14 protein-coding genes are annotated in these 17367 nt (G+C 41.5%); 9 read left to right on the top strand and 5 right to left on the bottom strand.

Annotation, left to right across the window (positions count from 1 at the left end):
- Window positions 1-21 precede the first annotated feature (21 nt).
- The 3 genes from AC52J8_RS14745 to AC52J8_RS14735 all read right to left on the bottom strand — a co-directional run bounded on the left by AC52J8_RS14745 (window position 22) and on the right by AC52J8_RS14735 (window position 4469).
- Complete coding sequence (locus AC52J8_RS14745) at window positions 22-1305, bottom strand: ribonucleotide-diphosphate reductase subunit beta (RefSeq protein WP_005803276.1); 1284 nt, start codon at window positions 1303-1305, stop codon at window positions 22-24.
- Between the two features lie 138 nt (window positions 1306-1443).
- On the bottom strand, window positions 1444-1578 hold the full coding sequence (locus AC52J8_RS14740) for a hypothetical protein (RefSeq protein ID WP_002120013.1): 135 nt from the start codon (window positions 1576-1578) through the stop codon (window positions 1444-1446).
- A gap of 56 nt (window positions 1579-1634) precedes the next feature.
- A complete protein-coding gene (locus AC52J8_RS14735; RefSeq protein ID WP_002120003.1) occupies window positions 1635-4469 on the bottom strand; it encodes a ribonucleoside-diphosphate reductase subunit alpha in 2835 nt (944 codons plus the stop codon).
- A 353-nt stretch (window positions 4470-4822) separates the two neighbouring features.
- On the opposite strand from AC52J8_RS14735, the gene AC52J8_RS14730 reads away from it, so the two are divergent.
- From AC52J8_RS14730 to bfmS, 3 genes are read left to right on the top strand one after another with little or no spacing between them, the layout of a single operon-like run.
- Window positions 4823-5005: a hypothetical protein gene (locus AC52J8_RS14730; protein ID WP_031944149.1), complete on the top strand. Its 183-nt coding sequence runs from the start codon at window positions 4823-4825 to the stop codon at window positions 5003-5005.
- Window positions 5002-5718, top strand: coding sequence for a response regulator transcription factor BfmR (gene bfmR, locus AC52J8_RS14725; RefSeq protein WP_000076440.1), 717 nt, complete (start codon window positions 5002-5004; stop codon window positions 5716-5718). The genes AC52J8_RS14730 and bfmR overlap by 4 nt, the downstream gene beginning before the upstream one ends.
- Window positions 5719-5750: 32 nt before the next feature.
- The gene (bfmS, locus tag AC52J8_RS14720; protein ID WP_002120020.1) at window positions 5751-7400 is read left to right on the top strand and encodes a sensor histidine kinase BfmS; all 1650 of its coding nucleotides are present in this window, start codon (window positions 5751-5753) and stop codon (window positions 7398-7400) included.
- A gap of 21 nt (window positions 7401-7421) precedes the next feature.
- On the opposite strand, the gene AC52J8_RS14715 is transcribed toward bfmS, so the two are convergent.
- Both AC52J8_RS14715 and AC52J8_RS14710 read right to left on the bottom strand, forming a co-directional pair.
- A complete protein-coding gene (locus tag AC52J8_RS14715) occupies window positions 7422-7775 on the bottom strand; it encodes a hypothetical protein (RefSeq protein ID WP_002120022.1) in 354 nt (117 codons plus the stop codon).
- A gap of 92 nt (window positions 7776-7867) precedes the next feature.
- Window positions 7868-9286 (bottom strand): sensor domain-containing diguanylate cyclase, encoded by a 1419-nt coding sequence (locus AC52J8_RS14710; RefSeq protein WP_044424824.1) that lies wholly within the window; start codon window positions 9284-9286, stop codon window positions 7868-7870.
- Window positions 9287-9711: 425 nt separating this feature from the next.
- Between AC52J8_RS14710 and ndhC the strand changes: the two genes are divergently transcribed.
- The 6 genes from ndhC (at window position 9712) to nuoG (ending at window position 17366) form a co-directional block, all read left to right on the top strand.
- Complete coding sequence (ndhC, locus tag AC52J8_RS14705) at window positions 9712-10263, top strand: NADH-quinone oxidoreductase subunit A (protein ID WP_002120061.1); 552 nt, start codon at window positions 9712-9714, stop codon at window positions 10261-10263.
- Between the two features lie 6 nt (window positions 10264-10269).
- The gene (locus AC52J8_RS14700) at window positions 10270-10947 is read left to right on the top strand and encodes a NuoB/complex I 20 kDa subunit family protein (protein WP_002120034.1); all 678 of its coding nucleotides are present in this window, start codon (window positions 10270-10272) and stop codon (window positions 10945-10947) included.
- Window positions 10948-11031: 84 nt separating this feature from the next.
- Window positions 11032-12819: an NADH-quinone oxidoreductase subunit C/D gene (gene nuoC, locus AC52J8_RS14695; protein WP_002120052.1), complete on the top strand. Its 1788-nt coding sequence runs from the start codon at window positions 11032-11034 to the stop codon at window positions 12817-12819.
- 13 nt (window positions 12820-12832) lie between these two features.
- Complete coding sequence (gene nuoE / locus AC52J8_RS14690) at window positions 12833-13342, top strand: NADH-quinone oxidoreductase subunit NuoE (protein WP_002120040.1); 510 nt, start codon at window positions 12833-12835, stop codon at window positions 13340-13342.
- A complete protein-coding gene (gene nuoF / locus AC52J8_RS14685; protein WP_002120030.1) occupies window positions 13339-14670 on the top strand; it encodes an NADH-quinone oxidoreductase subunit NuoF in 1332 nt (443 codons plus the stop codon). The genes nuoE and nuoF overlap by 4 nt, the downstream gene beginning before the upstream one ends.
- Before the next feature lie 11 nt (window positions 14671-14681).
- Window positions 14682-17366: an NADH-quinone oxidoreductase subunit NuoG gene (gene nuoG / locus AC52J8_RS14680; protein ID WP_014205900.1), complete on the top strand. Its 2685-nt coding sequence runs from the start codon at window positions 14682-14684 to the stop codon at window positions 17364-17366.
- Window position 17367 lies beyond the last annotated feature (1 nt).

Genomic DNA, 17367 nt, shown 5'->3' with positions numbered 1-17367 from the left:
TTTGAGGAAGAATGCTTAAACTTACCAGCTTAACGCCCCACCAGTTTGGTAGTCAGTTACGCGAGTTTCGAAGAAGTTCTTCTCTTTACGTAAGTCCATCATCTCAGACATCCACGCAAATGGGTTAGTTACACCAGCAAATTGCTCTGGTAAACCTAACTGAGATAAACGACGGTTACAGATGAATTTCAAATATTCTTCCATCATGCTTGCGTTCATACCCAATACACCGCGTGGCATCGTGTCACGTGCATATTCGATTTCAAGCATCGTACCTTCAACAATCATTTGAACCACTTCTTGTTGGAACTCAGCAGTCCAAAGGTGAGGGTTCTCAATCTTGATTTGGTTAATCATGTCGATACCAAAGTTCAAGTGCATAGATTCATCACGCAAGATATATTGGAATTGCTCAGCAACACCGTTCATCTTGTTACGACGACCCATACTCAAAATTTGAGTAAAGCCACAGTAGAAGAAGATCCCTTCAAGTACACAGTAGAATGCGATCAGGTTACGAAGTAAACGCTGGTCGTTTTCAGGCGTGCCTGTGTGGAAATTAGGATCAGTTAAAGATTGAGTATATTTCAAGCCCCAAGCTGCTTTACGTGCAACAGATGGAACTTCACGGTACATGTTGAAGACTTCGCCTTCGTCCATACCTAAAGATTCGATACAGTATTGGTAAGCGTGAGTGTGAATTGCTTCTTCAAACGCTTGACGCAAGATGTACTGACGGCATTCAGGGTTAGTAATATGACGGTAAATCGCCAATACTAAGTTGTTTGCAACCAAAGAGTCTGCGGTCGAGAAGAAACCTAAAGAACGCATAACAATAGTACGCTCATCTTCGGTCAAGCCATTTTCAGACTTCCAAAGCGCGATGTCATGGTTCATGTTAACTTCTTGAGGCATCCAGTGGTTTGCACACCCGTCAAGATATTTCTGCCAAGCCCATTCATATTTAAATGGAACAAGTTGGTTCAAGTCCGCACGACAGTTAATCATGGCTTTGTCGTCAACTTGAACACGTTGAGCACCCATTTCTAGCTCTTCAAGGCCAGGGGCAACGTCTAAGTGTTCTAAGGCTTGAGCGGCTCTAGCCACTGTATCGGAGGCAACTGTTGGTCGCACGGAATGGGTTCCAGCGGATTGTGGAGCTGCCACGCTCGGCGATGATGGCTGCGCAGTAGATACATTCTGCGAATCTGACGCTTTTTCCGATTGGACGGGCGCAGACTTGTGTTCAGGTGTAGTCGGTTTTTGCGAATCATCTTCAAAATCGTCCCAACTAAGGATAGACATTTTTGTTCTCTCTTCGTTGTATATATCTATATTTGACATCTCTTAAACGAAGATGTCCCTACTATACGCTTTTAATGTGTAAACAAAATTAAGTTTTATTGATGCATGACCAAATTTTGGGCCTTTGGTCTCTACTCCCTACAACTTATTTTGTTTACGCTGTTGCTTACGTATTGTGATAAATGCGTAAACCATCGGCATATAAAAGAAAATAAAGGCAAAGATTAAAACTCCAACACCAAGCATATAGTTATGGCTGAGATGAGAAAGCATAATCTTTACCTCTTTTAAGATTGCTCTTTAGTGAAAAAGAGCAATCTTATTAAATGTTATTGGCAAGCTTCACAATCAGGGTTATCGATTGAACAAGCCATTGGTACTGGAGCTGCTTGAGTAAAGCCTTCTTCCTCAACTGCTGCTTCTGGTTTCTTCGCTTCTACAACAGGGGCAGCAACCGCCGCGGCTTCAACAGTTGCAGGTTTAACTGCGTTTAAAGCACCTGTGTTGATTGTAGATTTTTCAGCAGAAGTTGCACCTAAAGCTCGGAGGTAATAAGTCGTCTTAAGACCACGTAACCATGCCATCTTATAAGTGATGTCAAGTTTCTTACCATTTGCACCAGAGATGTAAAGGTTAAGCGACTGAGCTTGATCAATCCATTTTTGACGGCGTGATGCAGCATCAACGATCCAACGTGTATCTACTTCAAACGCAGTAGCAAAGATTGCTTTTAATTCTTCAGGAATACGAGCAATTTTTTGTACTGAACCTTCAAAGTGTTTAAGGTCGTTAACCATTACTGTGTCCCAAAGACCACGTTCTTTTAATGCACGAACAAGGTATGGGTTAATAACAGTGAACTCACCAGACAAGTTAGATTTCACATATAAGTTTTGGAATGTTGGCTCAATAGATTGAGAAACACCACAAATGTTAGAGATAGTTGCAGTTGGAGCAATCGCCATCACGTTTGAGTTACGCATACCGTCTTTTTGAACTTTGGCACGTAAAGTGTCCCAGTCTAAACGTTGAGTACGGTCAACTTCGAACATGCGCTCTGGACGAGACTTCGCAACAATTTCTAAAGAGTCGATTGGAAGGATACCTTGATCCCACAACGAACCTTTGAATGTTGAGTAAGCACCACGTTCAACAGCCAAGTTGCTTGAAGTTTCAATCGCGTAGTAGCTAATTACTTCCATTGATTCATCAGCAAAATCAACAGCAGCGTCTGAACCGTAAGCAATACCCATTTCATATAGAGCATCTTGGAAGCCCATGATACCCATACCCACAGGGCGGTGTTTCAAGTTTGAGTTTTTCGCTTGTGGTACAGCGTAGTAGTTAATATCGATCACGTTATCGAGCATACGTACAGCTGTTTTAATTGTGCGAGCTAATTTCTCACGGTCTAACACACCACCTTGAACGTGTTGTACAAGGTTGATCGAACCTAAGTTACATACTGCAATTTCGTCTTGATTTGTGTTCAAGGTAATTTCAGTACATAGGTTAGATGAGTGAACTACACCAACGTGTTGTTGTGGTGAACGTAAGTTACATACATCTTTGAATGTGATCCATGGATGACCAGTTTCAAACAACATAGAAAGCATTTTGCGCCATAAATCTTTAGCACGTACTTTCTTGTGTAGCATGTTGGTTTCTTTCGCTACAGACTCATAGTAAGCATAACGCTCAGCAAATTCAGCACCAGTCAAATCGTGCAAGTCTGGAGTTTCAGAAGGGGTAAATAATGTCCATTCACCATCTTCAAATACACGTTGCATAAACAAGTCTGGAACCCAGTTCGCAGTGTTCATGTCGTGAGTACGGCGACGGTCATCACCCGTGTTTTTACGAAGCTCTAAGAACTCTTCGATATCTAAGTGCCAAGTTTCTAGGTATGCACACACAGCACCTTTACGCTTACCACCTTGGTTTACTGCAACAGCTGTATCGTTCGCAACTTTCAAGAATGGAACAACACCCTGAGACTTACCGTTAGTACCTTTAATATAAGAGTTCAAGGCACGTACAGGTGTCCAGTCATTACCTAAACCACCAGCCCATTTAGAAAGCATTGCGTTGTCACGCATCGCGCCATAAATGTCATAAAGGTCATCGCCAATTGTTGTTAAATAACAACTTGAAAGCTGTGGACGTAATGTACCTGAGTTAAACAGGGTAGGCGTAGAAGCCATGTAGTCGAAGCTAGACAATAAGTTATAGAACTCAATTGCACGCTCTTCTTTATCTTGCTCATTGAGTGCAAGACCCATCGACACACGCATGAAGAATAATTGTGGTAATTCGAAGCGAACACCGTTTGAGTGAATGAAGTAACGGTCAAATAAAGTCTGTAAACCTAAGTAGGTGAACTGATTAGAACGTTCTGGCTGAATTGCTGCTGATAATTTTTCTAAGTCGAAGTCAAGCAAGTCAGGTGAAAGCAAATCAAGCTCAACACCTTTTTTCAAGAATGCTTCAAGTGCATTGTTTTCTGGTGTATCTGTTGATAAGCCTAAGAACGTTAAACCAGTGCTCACTAATTCGTTACAAAGCAAACGTGCAGTCACGTAAGTGTAGTTAGGTTCTTGTTCAATACGGGTACGTGTTGCCATCATCATTGTTGTGGCAATATCACTTTCTTTTACGCCGTTATATAAGTTTTTAACGGTTTCATCGACAATGGCTTGAACGTCAATACCTTCCAAACCTTCAGCTGCCTTAGAAACAGTTGCTTGCAATGCACTTAAATCAAGTGGCTGAAGCTGACCGTTTTTGTCGGTAACTTGTAAAGTAGGGTGGTGGTTTGAGTTCGTTTGCTGACGAGCGCTAGCACGTTGTTCACGGTAAATCACATAAGCGCGGGCAACCTTTTGTTCCCCAGTACGCATTAAAGCAAGTTCTACTTGATCTTGAATTTCTTCAATATGGATCGTACCGCCCGATGGTAAACGGCGAGTAAAAGTATTTAAGACCATTTCCGTCAACTGGGTAATACGGTCGTGAATACGGCTAGAATCCGAACTCTGTTGACCTTCCACAGCAAGAAAAGCTTTACCAATCGCAACTGAAATTTTCTCTGCATCAAATGCAGCAACATCTCCAGTGCGCTTAATCACCTGAATTTGACCGGGAGTCGAAGTAATTACGCTCATGCCAGCATAGCTCCATTGTCACTTTTGTTATGTTCATAGACCGTTTGAACCGAGCAAAAAACATGCCACGATATTTGAGGGATAAACACAAGACTTAGTAGTTAAAGTTTATTTTCAACACAAGATACGGGATTTTTCATAGCAGATCAATCTTGACTTTTTAGTAATTTTTTATCTGTATGATTTGATGGGAGATAGCATAGCAAAGCTGTTAAAAAACACTTATAGATAACTTTGTGGATAACTCAAAAAACAAACACTTAAATAAATTTAAACTAAACAGAGAAATAATTTGTTTAATATTCATACATTGGAAATATGAATAGAATATGAAATTTAATAACAATAAATAAATCTTAAAAACACGTGAAAATTCAAAGGCTAATAAAATGCAACAAAATACGATGGTCATGTATCAGTTTGGTGAACGCCTACTTGTTTACAATGTAAACGTGTGTATATTGCAAATGATAAACGAATGTATCTGCAAGATTTTTAAGATGCATGAAACGAGATTTATAGGGGCAATGATATGAGCCAAGAAGAAAAGTTACCAAAGATTCTGATCGTTGAAGATGACGAGCGCTTAGCGCGATTAACTCAAGAATATTTAATTCGCAACGGCTTGGAAGTTGGTGTAGAAACTGATGGTAACCGTGCAATTCGTCGTATTATTAGTGAACAACCAGATCTAGTAGTTTTGGATGTCATGTTGCCGGGTGCCGATGGCTTAACAGTTTGCCGTGAAGTTCGTCCACATTACCATCAACCGATTCTGATGTTGACTGCACGTACAGAAGACATGGATCAGGTACTTGGTTTGGAAATGGGCGCAGATGACTATGTTGCTAAACCGGTTCAACCACGTGTTCTTTTAGCGCGTATCCGTGCACTATTACGTCGCACAGATAAAACTGTAGAAGATGAAGTTGCTCAACGTATCGAGTTCGATGACCTTGTAATTGATAATGGCGGTCGTTCTGTCACGTTAAATGGTGAACTTGTTGACTTCACTAGCGCAGAATATGACCTATTATGGTTGCTTGCATCAAATGCTGGTCGTATCTTATCGCGTGAAGATATCTTCGAACGTTTACGTGGTATCGAATACGATGGTCAGGACCGTTCAATCGACGTCCGTATTTCACGTATTCGTCCAAAAATTGGTGATGATCCTGAAAATCCAAAACGTATTAAAACTGTACGTAGTAAAGGTTACTTGTTCGTTAAAGAAACCAATGGGTTATAAGATCTGAATAAACTTCCTATAAGGTTGGTCGAGTGTTTAAACACAGTATATTCCTGCGAATATATGCGGGACTGGTAATTCTTGTTGTTTTGGTTGCTGTCTTTGGTTATTTGCTTGTACAAATTATCAATTATCAACGGGCACAAGAATACCGAGAATCTTTAACTGATGGTATCTCTTATGTCATTAGTGAGGGAGTCGCTCGACAACCGGGGAAACAACAGAAAATAGACTGGGTTTCAGATGCGTCAGATTTATTGGAACTTCCAATTTACTATACTGATGCAAGCAAGGTTGAGTTATCTCGTACCGAGAAAAAACGAATCGAAGCTCAAAAGTCTGTTGTCCGTTACGATGCCAGTAATAGTATTGCGTATATCATTATTGGCTTGCGTGACGACCCTCAGCATTTTTTATCTATAAAAGTCGACAAAATTACTGAGCGCCAAATGAAGGCTCTCCCTATTTTTGTACTGGATTATCTAATGTTTTATCCGGGGCAAGAACAAGAATATCTTGCCAAGATTCAAAAGCATTTCTCTTACCCAATTAATATCTACAATATTCAAGATATCAATCTGGACTCCGAACAAATTGGTCGTTTACGCCAAGACCAAAGCGTTATGTTGTACAAAGACAGTGCGACAGTCCGCGGTACAACCATTTCAATCGTCTCTCCAATTCCGAATCAGCCTACACGGGTTCTCGTGCTTGGACCGGTTCCGATGTTTAACTGGATGCCTTTGCAGCTTTCAGCAGGGATTACTTTATTTAGCTTATTTTTGCTGAGTCTAGGTGTCTATGGGTTGATCTTGCCGCTAGAGCGTAAAATTCGCCAAGTACGTTATGCATTAAACCGCATGAAGTCTGGTGATTTGTCATTGCGTGTTCCTATTGAAGGAAGTGACGAAATGGCAAACTTGGCATCAAGTTATAACAACATGTCTGATCATATTCAGCGTTTAATCGAGGCTCAGCGTGAGTTAATGAGAGCGGTATCTCATGAGCTTAGAACACCTGTTGCCCGTATTCGCTTTGGTACAGAGATGTTGGCAGAAGAAGATGACTATAATCATCGTATGCATCAGGTCGACATGATTGATAAAGATATTGAGGCACTCAATACTTTAATTGATGAGATCATGACTTATGCAAAACTAGAGCAGGGTACACCTTCACTAGATTTTGATGAAATTACTTTATTTGATGTGTTAGATCAGGTTGCAGTTGAAACCGAAGCTTTAAAAACGCAAAAAGAAATTGAACTTGTTGCTCCTCCACTTTATGTAAAAGTAGATGCTGAGCGTCGCTACTTACATCGTGTTGTTCAAAACTTGGTGGGTAATGCGGTTCGTTATTGCGATAATAAAGTTCGGATTACCGGTGGTATCCACAGCGATGGTATGGCCTTTGTTTGTGTTGAAGATGATGGAGCGGGTATTCCTGAACAAGACCGTAAAAGAGTATTTGAAGCTTTTGCCCGTCTAGACGATAGCCGTACGCGTGCGTCGGGCGGTTATGGTTTAGGATTGTCTATCGTAAGCCGTATTGCCTATTGGTTTGGTGGTGAAATTAAAGTGGATGAAAGCCCGACCTTGGGTGGCGCTCGTTTTATCATGACATGGCCAGCAAAACGCTTTAAACAGCCTCCTTTAAAAGCCAATAAAAAAGCACCTTCATAAGGTGCTTTTTTATTGATCTATTTATAGTTGAGTCGCATCTGGTTCCAAAATAGGTTTTCCGCTTCTTAAGCTGGTTAACGCATCGGAATTAAAATCGATCAGTAACGAATTGTTTTTTGCATCAATCTGGTATTTTTGAATAAGAGGTTGATCTCCATTAAGTGTTTCTATTTTATATTCATCTGCAATATGTAAAATACCTTCTAGGTTTGTTGTCGTTGACGCAAAATCCTGTCTAAATATTTCATAGACATCCCGCAAGTCAAAAATTGCATTGTTGGCATCTGGATGTTTGTGAATATAGCTTTCTATATGTCGCACCAGTAATTGTGCAAACAAGTAGTAGTTTGGTTTATGCGTATATTCTAGAGTCATGCATTTTTCTCCTTATTATCTGTTATTAGCATACATGGCAAAACACAGGTTATTGTATAAAATTCATTACACTAGATGATGAAATGAAAATATTATAAAGATATAAACACTCGATTACGTCCTTGGCGTTTAGCTTGATATAAAGCGTCATCTGCTTCTTTAAATAAACTTTCAATAGCTCGATGGGACGATGGGGAATATAAGCTTATCCCAATACTTACCTGTATAAAAATTGGTAATTTTCCATAAATATAAATCGGTTGCTGACTAATTTTAATTCGAATTTGTTCAGCCAGTTCAAATGCACTTTCTTTAGTGGTATCTGCAATAAAAATGGCAAACTCTTCACCTCCAAAGCGACCTAATAAATCATGAGGATGTAAAATATTTTGAATCGTGGTGACACAAGTTTGTAGCGCCCGATCACCGATTTGATGACCATAGTTGTCGTTAACTTGCTTAAAGTGGTCGACATCAAGCATGAAAAAAGCTGAGGTCTTATTTTCTTTTTGTACTTTTTCTTGAAGTAATCTGACCGACTGTAAAAACTGGCGTCGAGTCAGACTTGAAGTTAGTTCATCATGTGCAATGGCATGTTGAAGTTTTTGAATTAACTCTGAATGCAAAACACTAATACTAGAAACCGTAAGTGGGGCAATCGTCATCATAATTAACCCAATTCGGATTGAGATCGTATTACTGAAATATTCGTTTGGATAGAGCAAAAGGTAATGTCCAGAGACATGATAAATAATATAAGCACTGGTAAAGCTAGTAATGAGTGCAACAACAATAGGTTTATAGCGAATAGCACACCAGATCAGTGCAGCAATCGGGTAGAGCAGCGAACCCGGGCCAGAGTCATAATAGCTAGCAGCAATCGAAATAAGCACAGCGCCAAAAGGTAAAAGGTCGGTTGGTTGTAGGCCACGATTTCTTGAAAAGTAATGCTTAACCTGACTATATTGAGGAATGTTCAATATGATAGGTAAAAGAAGCAAGGCATTTTGCAGTTCTGAAGTGAACCAGTAACCAAACTCATCCAACAAGCCACCAATCATAAATTTGGTATTAAACATAGGCACGAAAGTTGCTGCAAACAATGCACCTACTACGCTACCTATTCCGCATAATCCAAATAAAAAAAGGTAGGAATAACCGCGATAGGCCGCCTTAATATGTTGATTAAAAAACATATAGAGCGCAAAAGTAGTAACAACATAAAGAAAGTTTGATGTTGTTAAAACAAGTGTGAGAGCAAATGGAGTGCCCTGAAATAAGTCAGCAATCACATATCCTATATAGGCACCTAAAAATGCGCTTGGTCGGCGTGTGATTGGAAAACGAATAAGCAATCCGAGCAAAACCGAATTGGCAGGCCAAAAGAATGCAAGAAAACTTAAAGGGCGAGATGCAATGCCAATGAAACAACATGTCGCAATAATGAAGCTAAATAGGAGAAAAAATTTTAAAAAGGAGAGAAATGAAAATTCACGAAGTGAGTATGGCATCAGCTGCCCTTAATGATAAATACTCTTATCCAAGAGTAATAAAATATTATGCATGATTAAACATTCATCATAATTCAGAGGAGAAGCTGAATACAATAAAAAACAAACTAATATTATAAAAAAGTAAGTTATAAAAAGTTAATAAGCGCTTCAACTGTGTAAATATTCTAAAATTAAAAAATGAAAAAAATCATCATAAACAAAGAAACAATTAAATAAACCGATTATGTGCTGTGAAACCCCCCTTACAACACATAGAAGAATAGTTTTGTCTAGAAAATCATCCGAAAGACTAAGACGCTTCAACTAGCATGGGAAATTAGAAATCAGGTACAATTGGCGGGATTAATTTTGTGTTTGGTGTATTTGAAGGCCAATACATACATTCTTTGTTAAATAATAGGCCTGCCAGGAGTTATCCCCGCATGAGTGCCATTACTCCATACGACTGGGCGATTATCGCCTTCGTGATCGGCGTTACATTTCTTTGCGTCTTTATGCTCACAGTTCCCTTACTCCTCGGGGGAAAATCGTGGGGACGTGCTAAGCAAGAGCAGTTTGAATCAGGTGTCGTGAGTGCTGGTGGCGCTCGCATTCGCCTGTCTGCAAAGTTCTATTTAGTTGCAATTTTCTTTGTTGTCTTCGACTTAGAGGCACTTTACCTCTATGCATGGTCTACTTCTGTGCGTGAAGTAGGGTGGTTGGGATATACCACTGTAGTGATCTTTGTCGTTGATTTATTGATTGCGCTTGTTTATGCCTTCTCTGTAGGTGCTTTAAGTTGGTCACCAGCAGATCGCCGTAAATCAGCAGGTGAGGCGGTTAAAATCGGTTCACCAACAATGAACATTGCTGAAATTACACGCTTTAATTCTATTGAAGAGCTCGTAACTGACCCTACAGGCCAGATTCCAGCTCAATCATCAGGTCGTGTTAAGTCAAAAACTACACCTGCATTGTCATCTGAAAAGGAGTAAGTCGGGATGAAATATACTCTGACCCGCGCGAATCCGGATGCTGATCAATACCCATTGCAAGAACGTCAAATTGTGACGGATCCGCTTGAAGAGGAAGTGAATAAAAACGTATTCATGACTCGTTTAGAGGATGTCTTGCATACAGCAGTAAACTGGGGACGTAAAAACTCTTTGTGGCCATTTAACTTTGGTACCTCATGTTGTTACGTCGAATATGCAACGACCTTAACCGGTGTGCATGACTTGTCACGTTTCGGTGCAGAGGTTATCCGTGCTTCACCTCGTCAGGCTGACTTGATGATTGTTGCAGGTACCTGTTTCGTAAAAATGGCACCAGTTATTCAGCGTCTGTATGAACAGATGTTAGAGCCTAAATGGGTCATTTCGATGGGTGCTTGTGCAAACTCTGGAGGTATGTACGACATCTATTCAGTAGTACAAGGTGTAGACAAAATTATTCCTGTTGACGTGTACGTCCCAGGTTGTCCGCCTCGTCCTGAAGCATTAATTCAAGCTTTAATGCTTTTACAAGACCAGATTCAATTAGAGCGACGCCCGCTTTCTGCCGTGATCGGTGATGATCTTCAGCCAGTATATAAGCCAAAGATGATGCCAGAACGTGACCGTAAGAATGCAGAGCGTATTGCCGTTAAAAACTTACGCTCTATGGATGAGATTAAATAATTTTTTGACGGTGTTTTGACATATCTAACTGATATGTTCATCGAGAAAATTGACAGAATTTGTATTAAATAGGAAGCCAAGCCAATGGCTGAAACTGACATTGCTATGCCAGAGTCAACAGCAGTTGATTCACGCCCAGCATTTGCAATCGTAGAAGAGCTCAAAACCAAATTTGGTGAGAACTTTTACGTGCAGGCGACTTTTGAAGAGTTTCCAACAGTCTGGGTTGAGCGCGCACGCGTGCAAGAAGTCCTTATGTTCCTGCGTAAAGTGGAACGTCCGTATGTAATGCTGTTTGACTTATCTGCGATGGATGAACGTTTACGTGTTCATCGTGATGGTTTACCAGCATCTGACTTCACTGTGTTCTATCATTTATTATCGCTTGAGCGTAATAGTGACATTCGTATCAAGGTTGCCTTGAACGAAAATGATCTAAACATTCCGACAGCGACAAATATCTGGCCAAATGCCAACTGGTATGAACGTGAAGCTTACGATATGTTCGGTATCAATTTCGAAGGGCATCCAATGCTCCGTCGTATTTTGTTGCCAACCTATTGGGAAGGTCATCCGCTTCGTAAAGAATATTCAGCACGTGCGACAGAATATACGCCGTACATGCAAGACAAAGCGAAACAAGACTTTGAACAAGAACACTTACGTTTTGTACCTGAAGACTGGGGTCTTAAGCGTGGTAACGCTGATGAAGACTTCATGTTCTTGAACTTGGGTCCTAACCATCCATCTGCACATGGTGCGTTCCGTGTTGTATTGCAGTTAGATGGCGAAGAAGTGAAGGACTGTGTACCTGATATCGGTTATCACCACCGTGGTGTGGAAAAGATGGCTGAACGTCAAACATGGCATTCTTTCATTCCTTATACTGACCGTGTTGACTACTTAGGTGGTTGTGCTCAAAACATGCCGTATGTGATGGCTGTAGAGCAAATGGCAGGTATTAAAGTTCCTGAGCGTGCGCAAGTGATTCGTGTCATGTTGAACGAATTGTTCCGTATTAATAACCACTTATTATTCTGTGGTACGGCAATTCAGGATGCCGGTGGTATGACACCAGTATTCTATATGTTCGCAGACCGTCAAAAAGTTTACGACATTGTCGAAGCAATCACGGGTTACCGTATGCATCCAGCATGGTTCCGTATTGGTGGTACAGCACACGATCTTCCAAACAACTGGCAAAAGCTTGTTAAAGAATTGCTAGAGTGGATGCCTAAACGCTTAAACGAATACTACACAGCGGCATTGAAAAACTCTGTGTTTATTGGTCGTACGCGTAATGTTGCACAATACGATGCCAAATCTGCACTCGCATGGGGTGTAACTGGTACTGGTTTACGTGCAACAGGTATCGATTTTGACGTTCGTAAATATCGTCCATACAGCGGCTATGAAAACTTCGATTTTGATGTGCCGGTTGAGTATGAAGGCGATGCATACGCACGTGTGCTTGTTCACTTCCGTGAAATTACCGAGTCGCTAAAAATTATTCAACAGTGCTTGGATAACATGCCTTCTGGTCCATATAAAGCGGATCATCCATTGGCTGTTCCACCACCGAAAGATAAGACATTACAAGATATTGAAACCTTGATTACGCACTTCTTGAGCGTTTCATGGGGTCCTGTCATGCCAGCGGGCGAGTCATCATTTATGACTGAAGTGGTTAAAGGTGCAAGTACTTACTACTTGACTTCAGATAAAGCGACCATGAGTTATCGTACTCGTATTCGTACACCGACGTTTACTCACTTACAGCAAATGCCTTCAGTGATTAACGGAAGTTTAGTATCTGACTTAATCATTTATCTGGCGACCATTGACGTGGTTATGGCTGACGTGGATCGCTAAGAGGTAACACATAATGATGATTTTGACTGATAAAAAACCACGTGTGAATGTCGAAGGGATTTTGACTGCGGAAGAAATTCACGAAATCGAACATCACATTGGTCACTATCCATACCCTCGTGCAGCCTCTTTGGATGCATTGAAGTGTGTACAGCGCCGTAATGGTTGGGTAGATGACGCTCAAATGAATGCCATCGCACAGTTGTTGTCGATGAGTGTTGCTGATTTGGAAGGCGTTGCAACATTTTACAACCGTATCTATCGTCATCCGGTAGGTCGTCACGTAATTTTGCTTTGCGACTCAATTGCTTGCTTCTTAATGGGTGCAGAAACTCTTGCTGAAGCATTCCAGCGTGAATTAGGAATTCAGTATGGTCAAACGACACCAGATGGTCGTTTTACATTGCTTCCAATTTGCTGCCTAGGCAACTGCGACAAAGGCCCAACTTTAATGATTGATGAAGATACTCACGGTTTAGTCGAAGTGACATCAATTAAACAGTTATTGGAGAAGTATGTATGAATACTGAACCAAAACCAATTTATGGCGACGGTAATCCGGAAACTCATCCGCTCACTTGGCGTTTAAGCAAACAAGAAGCGGTACGTAGTGCTGATGATTACGAAGCACTTGAAGGCTATGCTGGCTTTAAAAAAGCTTTAGGCATGAAACCTGCTGAAGTGTTAGATGTCATTAAAGCTGCAACTGTAAAAGGTCGTGGTGGTGCGGGTTTCCCTGCGGGTATTAAATGGTCATTGATGGCACCAAATGATGGTGGTCCACGTTACTTGATCTGTAATGCCGACGAAATGGAACCGGGTACCTTTAAAGACCGTTTGTTGATGGAAAAACTTCCACATCAATTGATCGAAGGGATGTTAATTGCGGGTTATACCTTAGAAGCAACTCAAGGTTATATCTTTATCCGTGGTGAATACATCGAGGCTGCTCAATATCTAAATGAAGCGTTAGAACAGATTCGTGCTAAAGGTTATTTAGGCGAAAACATCTTAGGTTCTGGCTGGAATTTTGATCTGCATGTACATACGGGTGCAGGGCGTTATATCTGTGGTGAAGAAACTGCATTGATTAACTCGCTTGAAGGCCGTCGTGCTAACCCACGTACTAAGCCACCGTTCCCGCAAGTTGCAGGAGCATGGGGCCGTCCGACGATTGTGAACAACGTTGAAACTTATAACAACTTGCCAGCAATCATGCTTCGTGGACCAGAGTGGTATATCGGCTTGTCAGCGGGTAAATCAAAAGATCCAGGCACTAAAATTTATGGTGCATCGGGTAAAGTTAAATTCCCGGGTCTTTGGGAATTGCCATTTGGTACAACTGCGCGTGAAGTGATTGAAGATCATGCTGGTGGTATGCGTGAGGGCTTAAAGCTTAAAGCATGGTTACCGGGCGGTGCTTCAACTGACTTTTTACCAGCAGATACCATTGATTTACCAATGGATGCAGACACGATTATGAAAGCAGGTTCTCGTTTGGGAACATGTTTGTTAATGGTGGTAGACGAAACTCAATGTATGGTATCGCTCACTCGTAACTTAGAAGAGTTCTTTGCGCGTGAATCATGTGGTTTCTGTACACCATGTCGTGATGGTTTGCCATGGGCTGTTAAAGCGCTTAAAGCACTTGAAGCAGGTGAAGGCAAGAAAGAAGATATCGACCATTTACAAGAACTAACTCGTAAATTATGGATTGGTAAAACTTTCTGTGCCCACGCACCAGGTGCGATGGAGCCGCTTATGGGCGCACTCAAACATTTCCGTGGTGAGTTTGAAGCGAAAGTGACGAATCGTCCTGTCGTGCAAACCAGCAACGTAGAACAAGCTTAAGGAATTCGACTATGGCTACAATTCATGTCGATGGAAAATCGTATGAAGTCAACGGCTCGGAAAACTTGCTACAAGCATGTTTGAGTCTGGGCATCGACATCCCATATTTTTGTTGGCATCCATCCTTAGGTTCGGTTGGTTCTTGCCGTCAATGTGCTGTTACGCAATATGCGAATCCAGAAGATACGCGTGGTCGTTTGGTCATGTCTTGCATGACACCGGCATCTGACAATACCTATATCTCAATTGAAGACAAAGAAGCAACGGATTTCCGTGCATCTATTGTTGAATTTTTGATGACCAACCACCCGCACGACTGTCCAGTCTGTGAAGAGGGTGGTCACTGTCATTTACAAGATATGACTGTAATGACGGGTCATGACCGTCGTCGCTACCGTTTTACAAAACGTACGCATTACAACCAAGAACTCGGCTCATTCATTGCGCATGAAATGAACCGCTGTATTGCTTGTTACCGTTGTGTTCGTTACTACAAAGACTATGCGGGCGGTACAGACTTTGGCGTATATGCCAATGCATCTCGTGTTTACTTTGGTCGTCCGGAATCAGGTACTTTAGAGTCTGAATTCTCTGGTAACTTGACTGAAGTATGTCCAACAGGTGTATTTACTGATAAGACTCATTCAGAGCGTTATAACCGTAAGTGGGATATGCAGTATGCACCAAGCGTGTGTCAAGGCTGTTCTTCTGGTTGTAACATTTCTCCGGGTGAACGTTATGGTGAAATCCGTCGTGTAGAAAACCGTTTTAATGGTTCGGTTAACCAATACTTCCTTTGTGACAAAGGTCGTTTTGGCACAGGTTATGTAAACCGTGCAGACCGTCCACGTCAGCCTCAGTTCCGTAATGGTGAAACTGTTGCAACTGTTTCTGTCGACCAAGCTCTAGATCAAGCGATTGCTAAGCTTCAAGGCAAAAAAGTTTTGGGTATTGGTTCTCCTCGCGCAAGCTTGGAATCGAACTATGCATTACGTGAGCTTGTAGGTCAGGCAAATTATTCAACTGGTATTGCACAAAAAGAGCAAAAGCTTGTTGAACTTGCTGCATCTATCATGCAAACCGAGGGTATCTACAACCCGAATATGCGTGAAATCGAAAGCTATGATGCTGTTCTGATCTTAGGTGAAGACCTAACTCAAACTGCACCTCGCATGGCATTGTCTGTTCGCCAAGCTGCGAAAAACAAAGCACGCGAAATGGCTGCAAAAACACGTACACCAGATTGGTTAGCTGAGCCTGTACAACGTATTGGCCAAGAAGCAAAATCTCCGGTTTACATTTTAGCTGCAACTCAAACTCGTCTTGCTGACGTTGCAACTGGTGAAGTGGTTGCTTCTCCAAATGACATCGCACGTTTAGGCTTTGCAGTTGCTGCGGCAGTGAATGGTGAGGTTGTAAGTGGTTTAGATGAAGATGCAAAAGCATTTGCTCAAACCATTGCTGACACTCTAAAAGCAGCAAACAAACCATTAATTATTGCGGGTACAAGCTTGCAAGATGCTTCTATTATGGAAGCTGCAGCACAGTTGACTCAGAACTTAGGTTCTAAAGCTGGTTTAAGTCTTGTAGTTCCTGAAGTGAACTCTATGGGCTTGGCATTGTTCGGTGGTTTAAGCCTTGAACAAGCATTTGCTCAAGACTACGACACACTTGTTATTGTTGAAAATGACTTGTTCCGTCGCTTACCAGCTGCACAAGTACAAGCTGCATTAGATAAAGCTGAAACAGTAATTGTACTTGATCACAGTGAAACTGAAACTGTGAAACAAGCTGATATCGTTCTTTCAGCAGCAAGCTTTGCAGAGGGTGATGGTACTGTTGTAAGCCAAGAAGGTCGTGCACAGCGTTTCTATCAAGTTTACGATCCAAGCTATTACAAACCTGAATATGCAATTAAAGAATCATGGCGTTGGTTACATGCCATTGAAACTGGCATTAAAGGTAAGGCTGTAGATTGGACATTGCTTGACGATGTAATTGAAAGCATCGTGAAAAATGTACCAGTACTTGAAGCTATCCAAGATGTAGCACCAGATGCGGGTTACCGTGTACATGGCTTGAAAATCGCGCGTGAACCACGTCGTTATTCAGGTCGTACAGCAATGCGTGCACCGTTATCGGTTCATGAGCCTAAACAGCCTACCGATCCAGATTCAGCATTAACATTCTCAATGGAAGGTTATGTTGGTCCGCAAAAAGCATCATCATTAGTACCATTTGCATGGGCTCCGGGTTGGAACTCTCCACAATCTTGGAACAAATACCAAGATGAAGTCGGTGGTCACTTAAAAGGTGGTGATTCTGGTGTTCGTTTATTCGATCGCTTGGCAAAACGTCCTGCACGTAGCTACGTTGCTCCAGTGCCAGTAGTTGCAAATCCTGAAAGTTTCCGCTTAGTTCCAATGCACCATATTTTTGGTTCTGGCGAATTCACCATTAAAACACCTGCAATGGAAACTCGTATTCCTGAAGCTGTGTTTGCAGTTGGCGAACAAGATGCAACTCGTTTGAACCTTCAAGAAGGTCAACGCATTACAGTAAAAGCAGGCGAAACGACTGTAAGCTTGCCGGTACAAGTAATTGAATATTTACCTACAGGTTATATTGGTTACCCAGTTGGTTTAGCACCAATGGTGTCGCTAGCTGAGCCTGTTTCAGTGGCATTAGGAGTGTAAT

This window comes from Acinetobacter sp. S-1 (genome assembly GCF_059579785.1).
The sequence above is the reverse complement of the archived record's forward strand: the minus strand, read 5'-3'. Positions and strand labels throughout refer to the sequence as shown.

Coding starts and splice junctions, on each gene's coding strand:
- AC52J8_RS14735 (WP_002120003.1), bottom strand. CDS start 4,469: ATGAGCGTAATTACTTCGACTCCCGGTCAAATTCAGGTGATTAAGCGC.
- AC52J8_RS14745 (WP_005803276.1), bottom strand. CDS start 1,305: ATGTCTATCCTTAGTTGGGACGATTTTGAAGATGATTCGCAAAAACCG.
- nuoE (WP_002120040.1), top strand. CDS start 12,833: ATGATGATTTTGACTGATAAAAAACCACGTGTGAATGTCGAAGGGATT.
- nuoC (WP_002120052.1), top strand. CDS start 11,032: ATGGCTGAAACTGACATTGCTATGCCAGAGTCAACAGCAGTTGATTCA.
- ndhC (WP_002120061.1), top strand. CDS start 9,712: ATGAGTGCCATTACTCCATACGACTGGGCGATTATCGCCTTCGTGATC.
- AC52J8_RS14710 (WP_044424824.1), bottom strand. CDS start 9,286: ATGCCATACTCACTTCGTGAATTTTCATTTCTCTCCTTTTTAAAATTT.
- bfmR (WP_000076440.1), top strand. CDS start 5,002: ATGAGCCAAGAAGAAAAGTTACCAAAGATTCTGATCGTTGAAGATGAC.
- nuoF (WP_002120030.1), top strand. CDS start 13,339: ATGAATACTGAACCAAAACCAATTTATGGCGACGGTAATCCGGAAACT.
- AC52J8_RS14715 (WP_002120022.1), bottom strand. CDS start 7,775: ATGACTCTAGAATATACGCATAAACCAAACTACTACTTGTTTGCACAA.
- AC52J8_RS14740 (WP_002120013.1), bottom strand. CDS start 1,578: ATGCTTTCTCATCTCAGCCATAACTATATGCTTGGTGTTGGAGTTTTA.
- nuoG (WP_014205900.1), top strand. CDS start 14,682: ATGGCTACAATTCATGTCGATGGAAAATCGTATGAAGTCAACGGCTCG.
- AC52J8_RS14700 (WP_002120034.1), top strand. CDS start 10,270: ATGAAATATACTCTGACCCGCGCGAATCCGGATGCTGATCAATACCCA.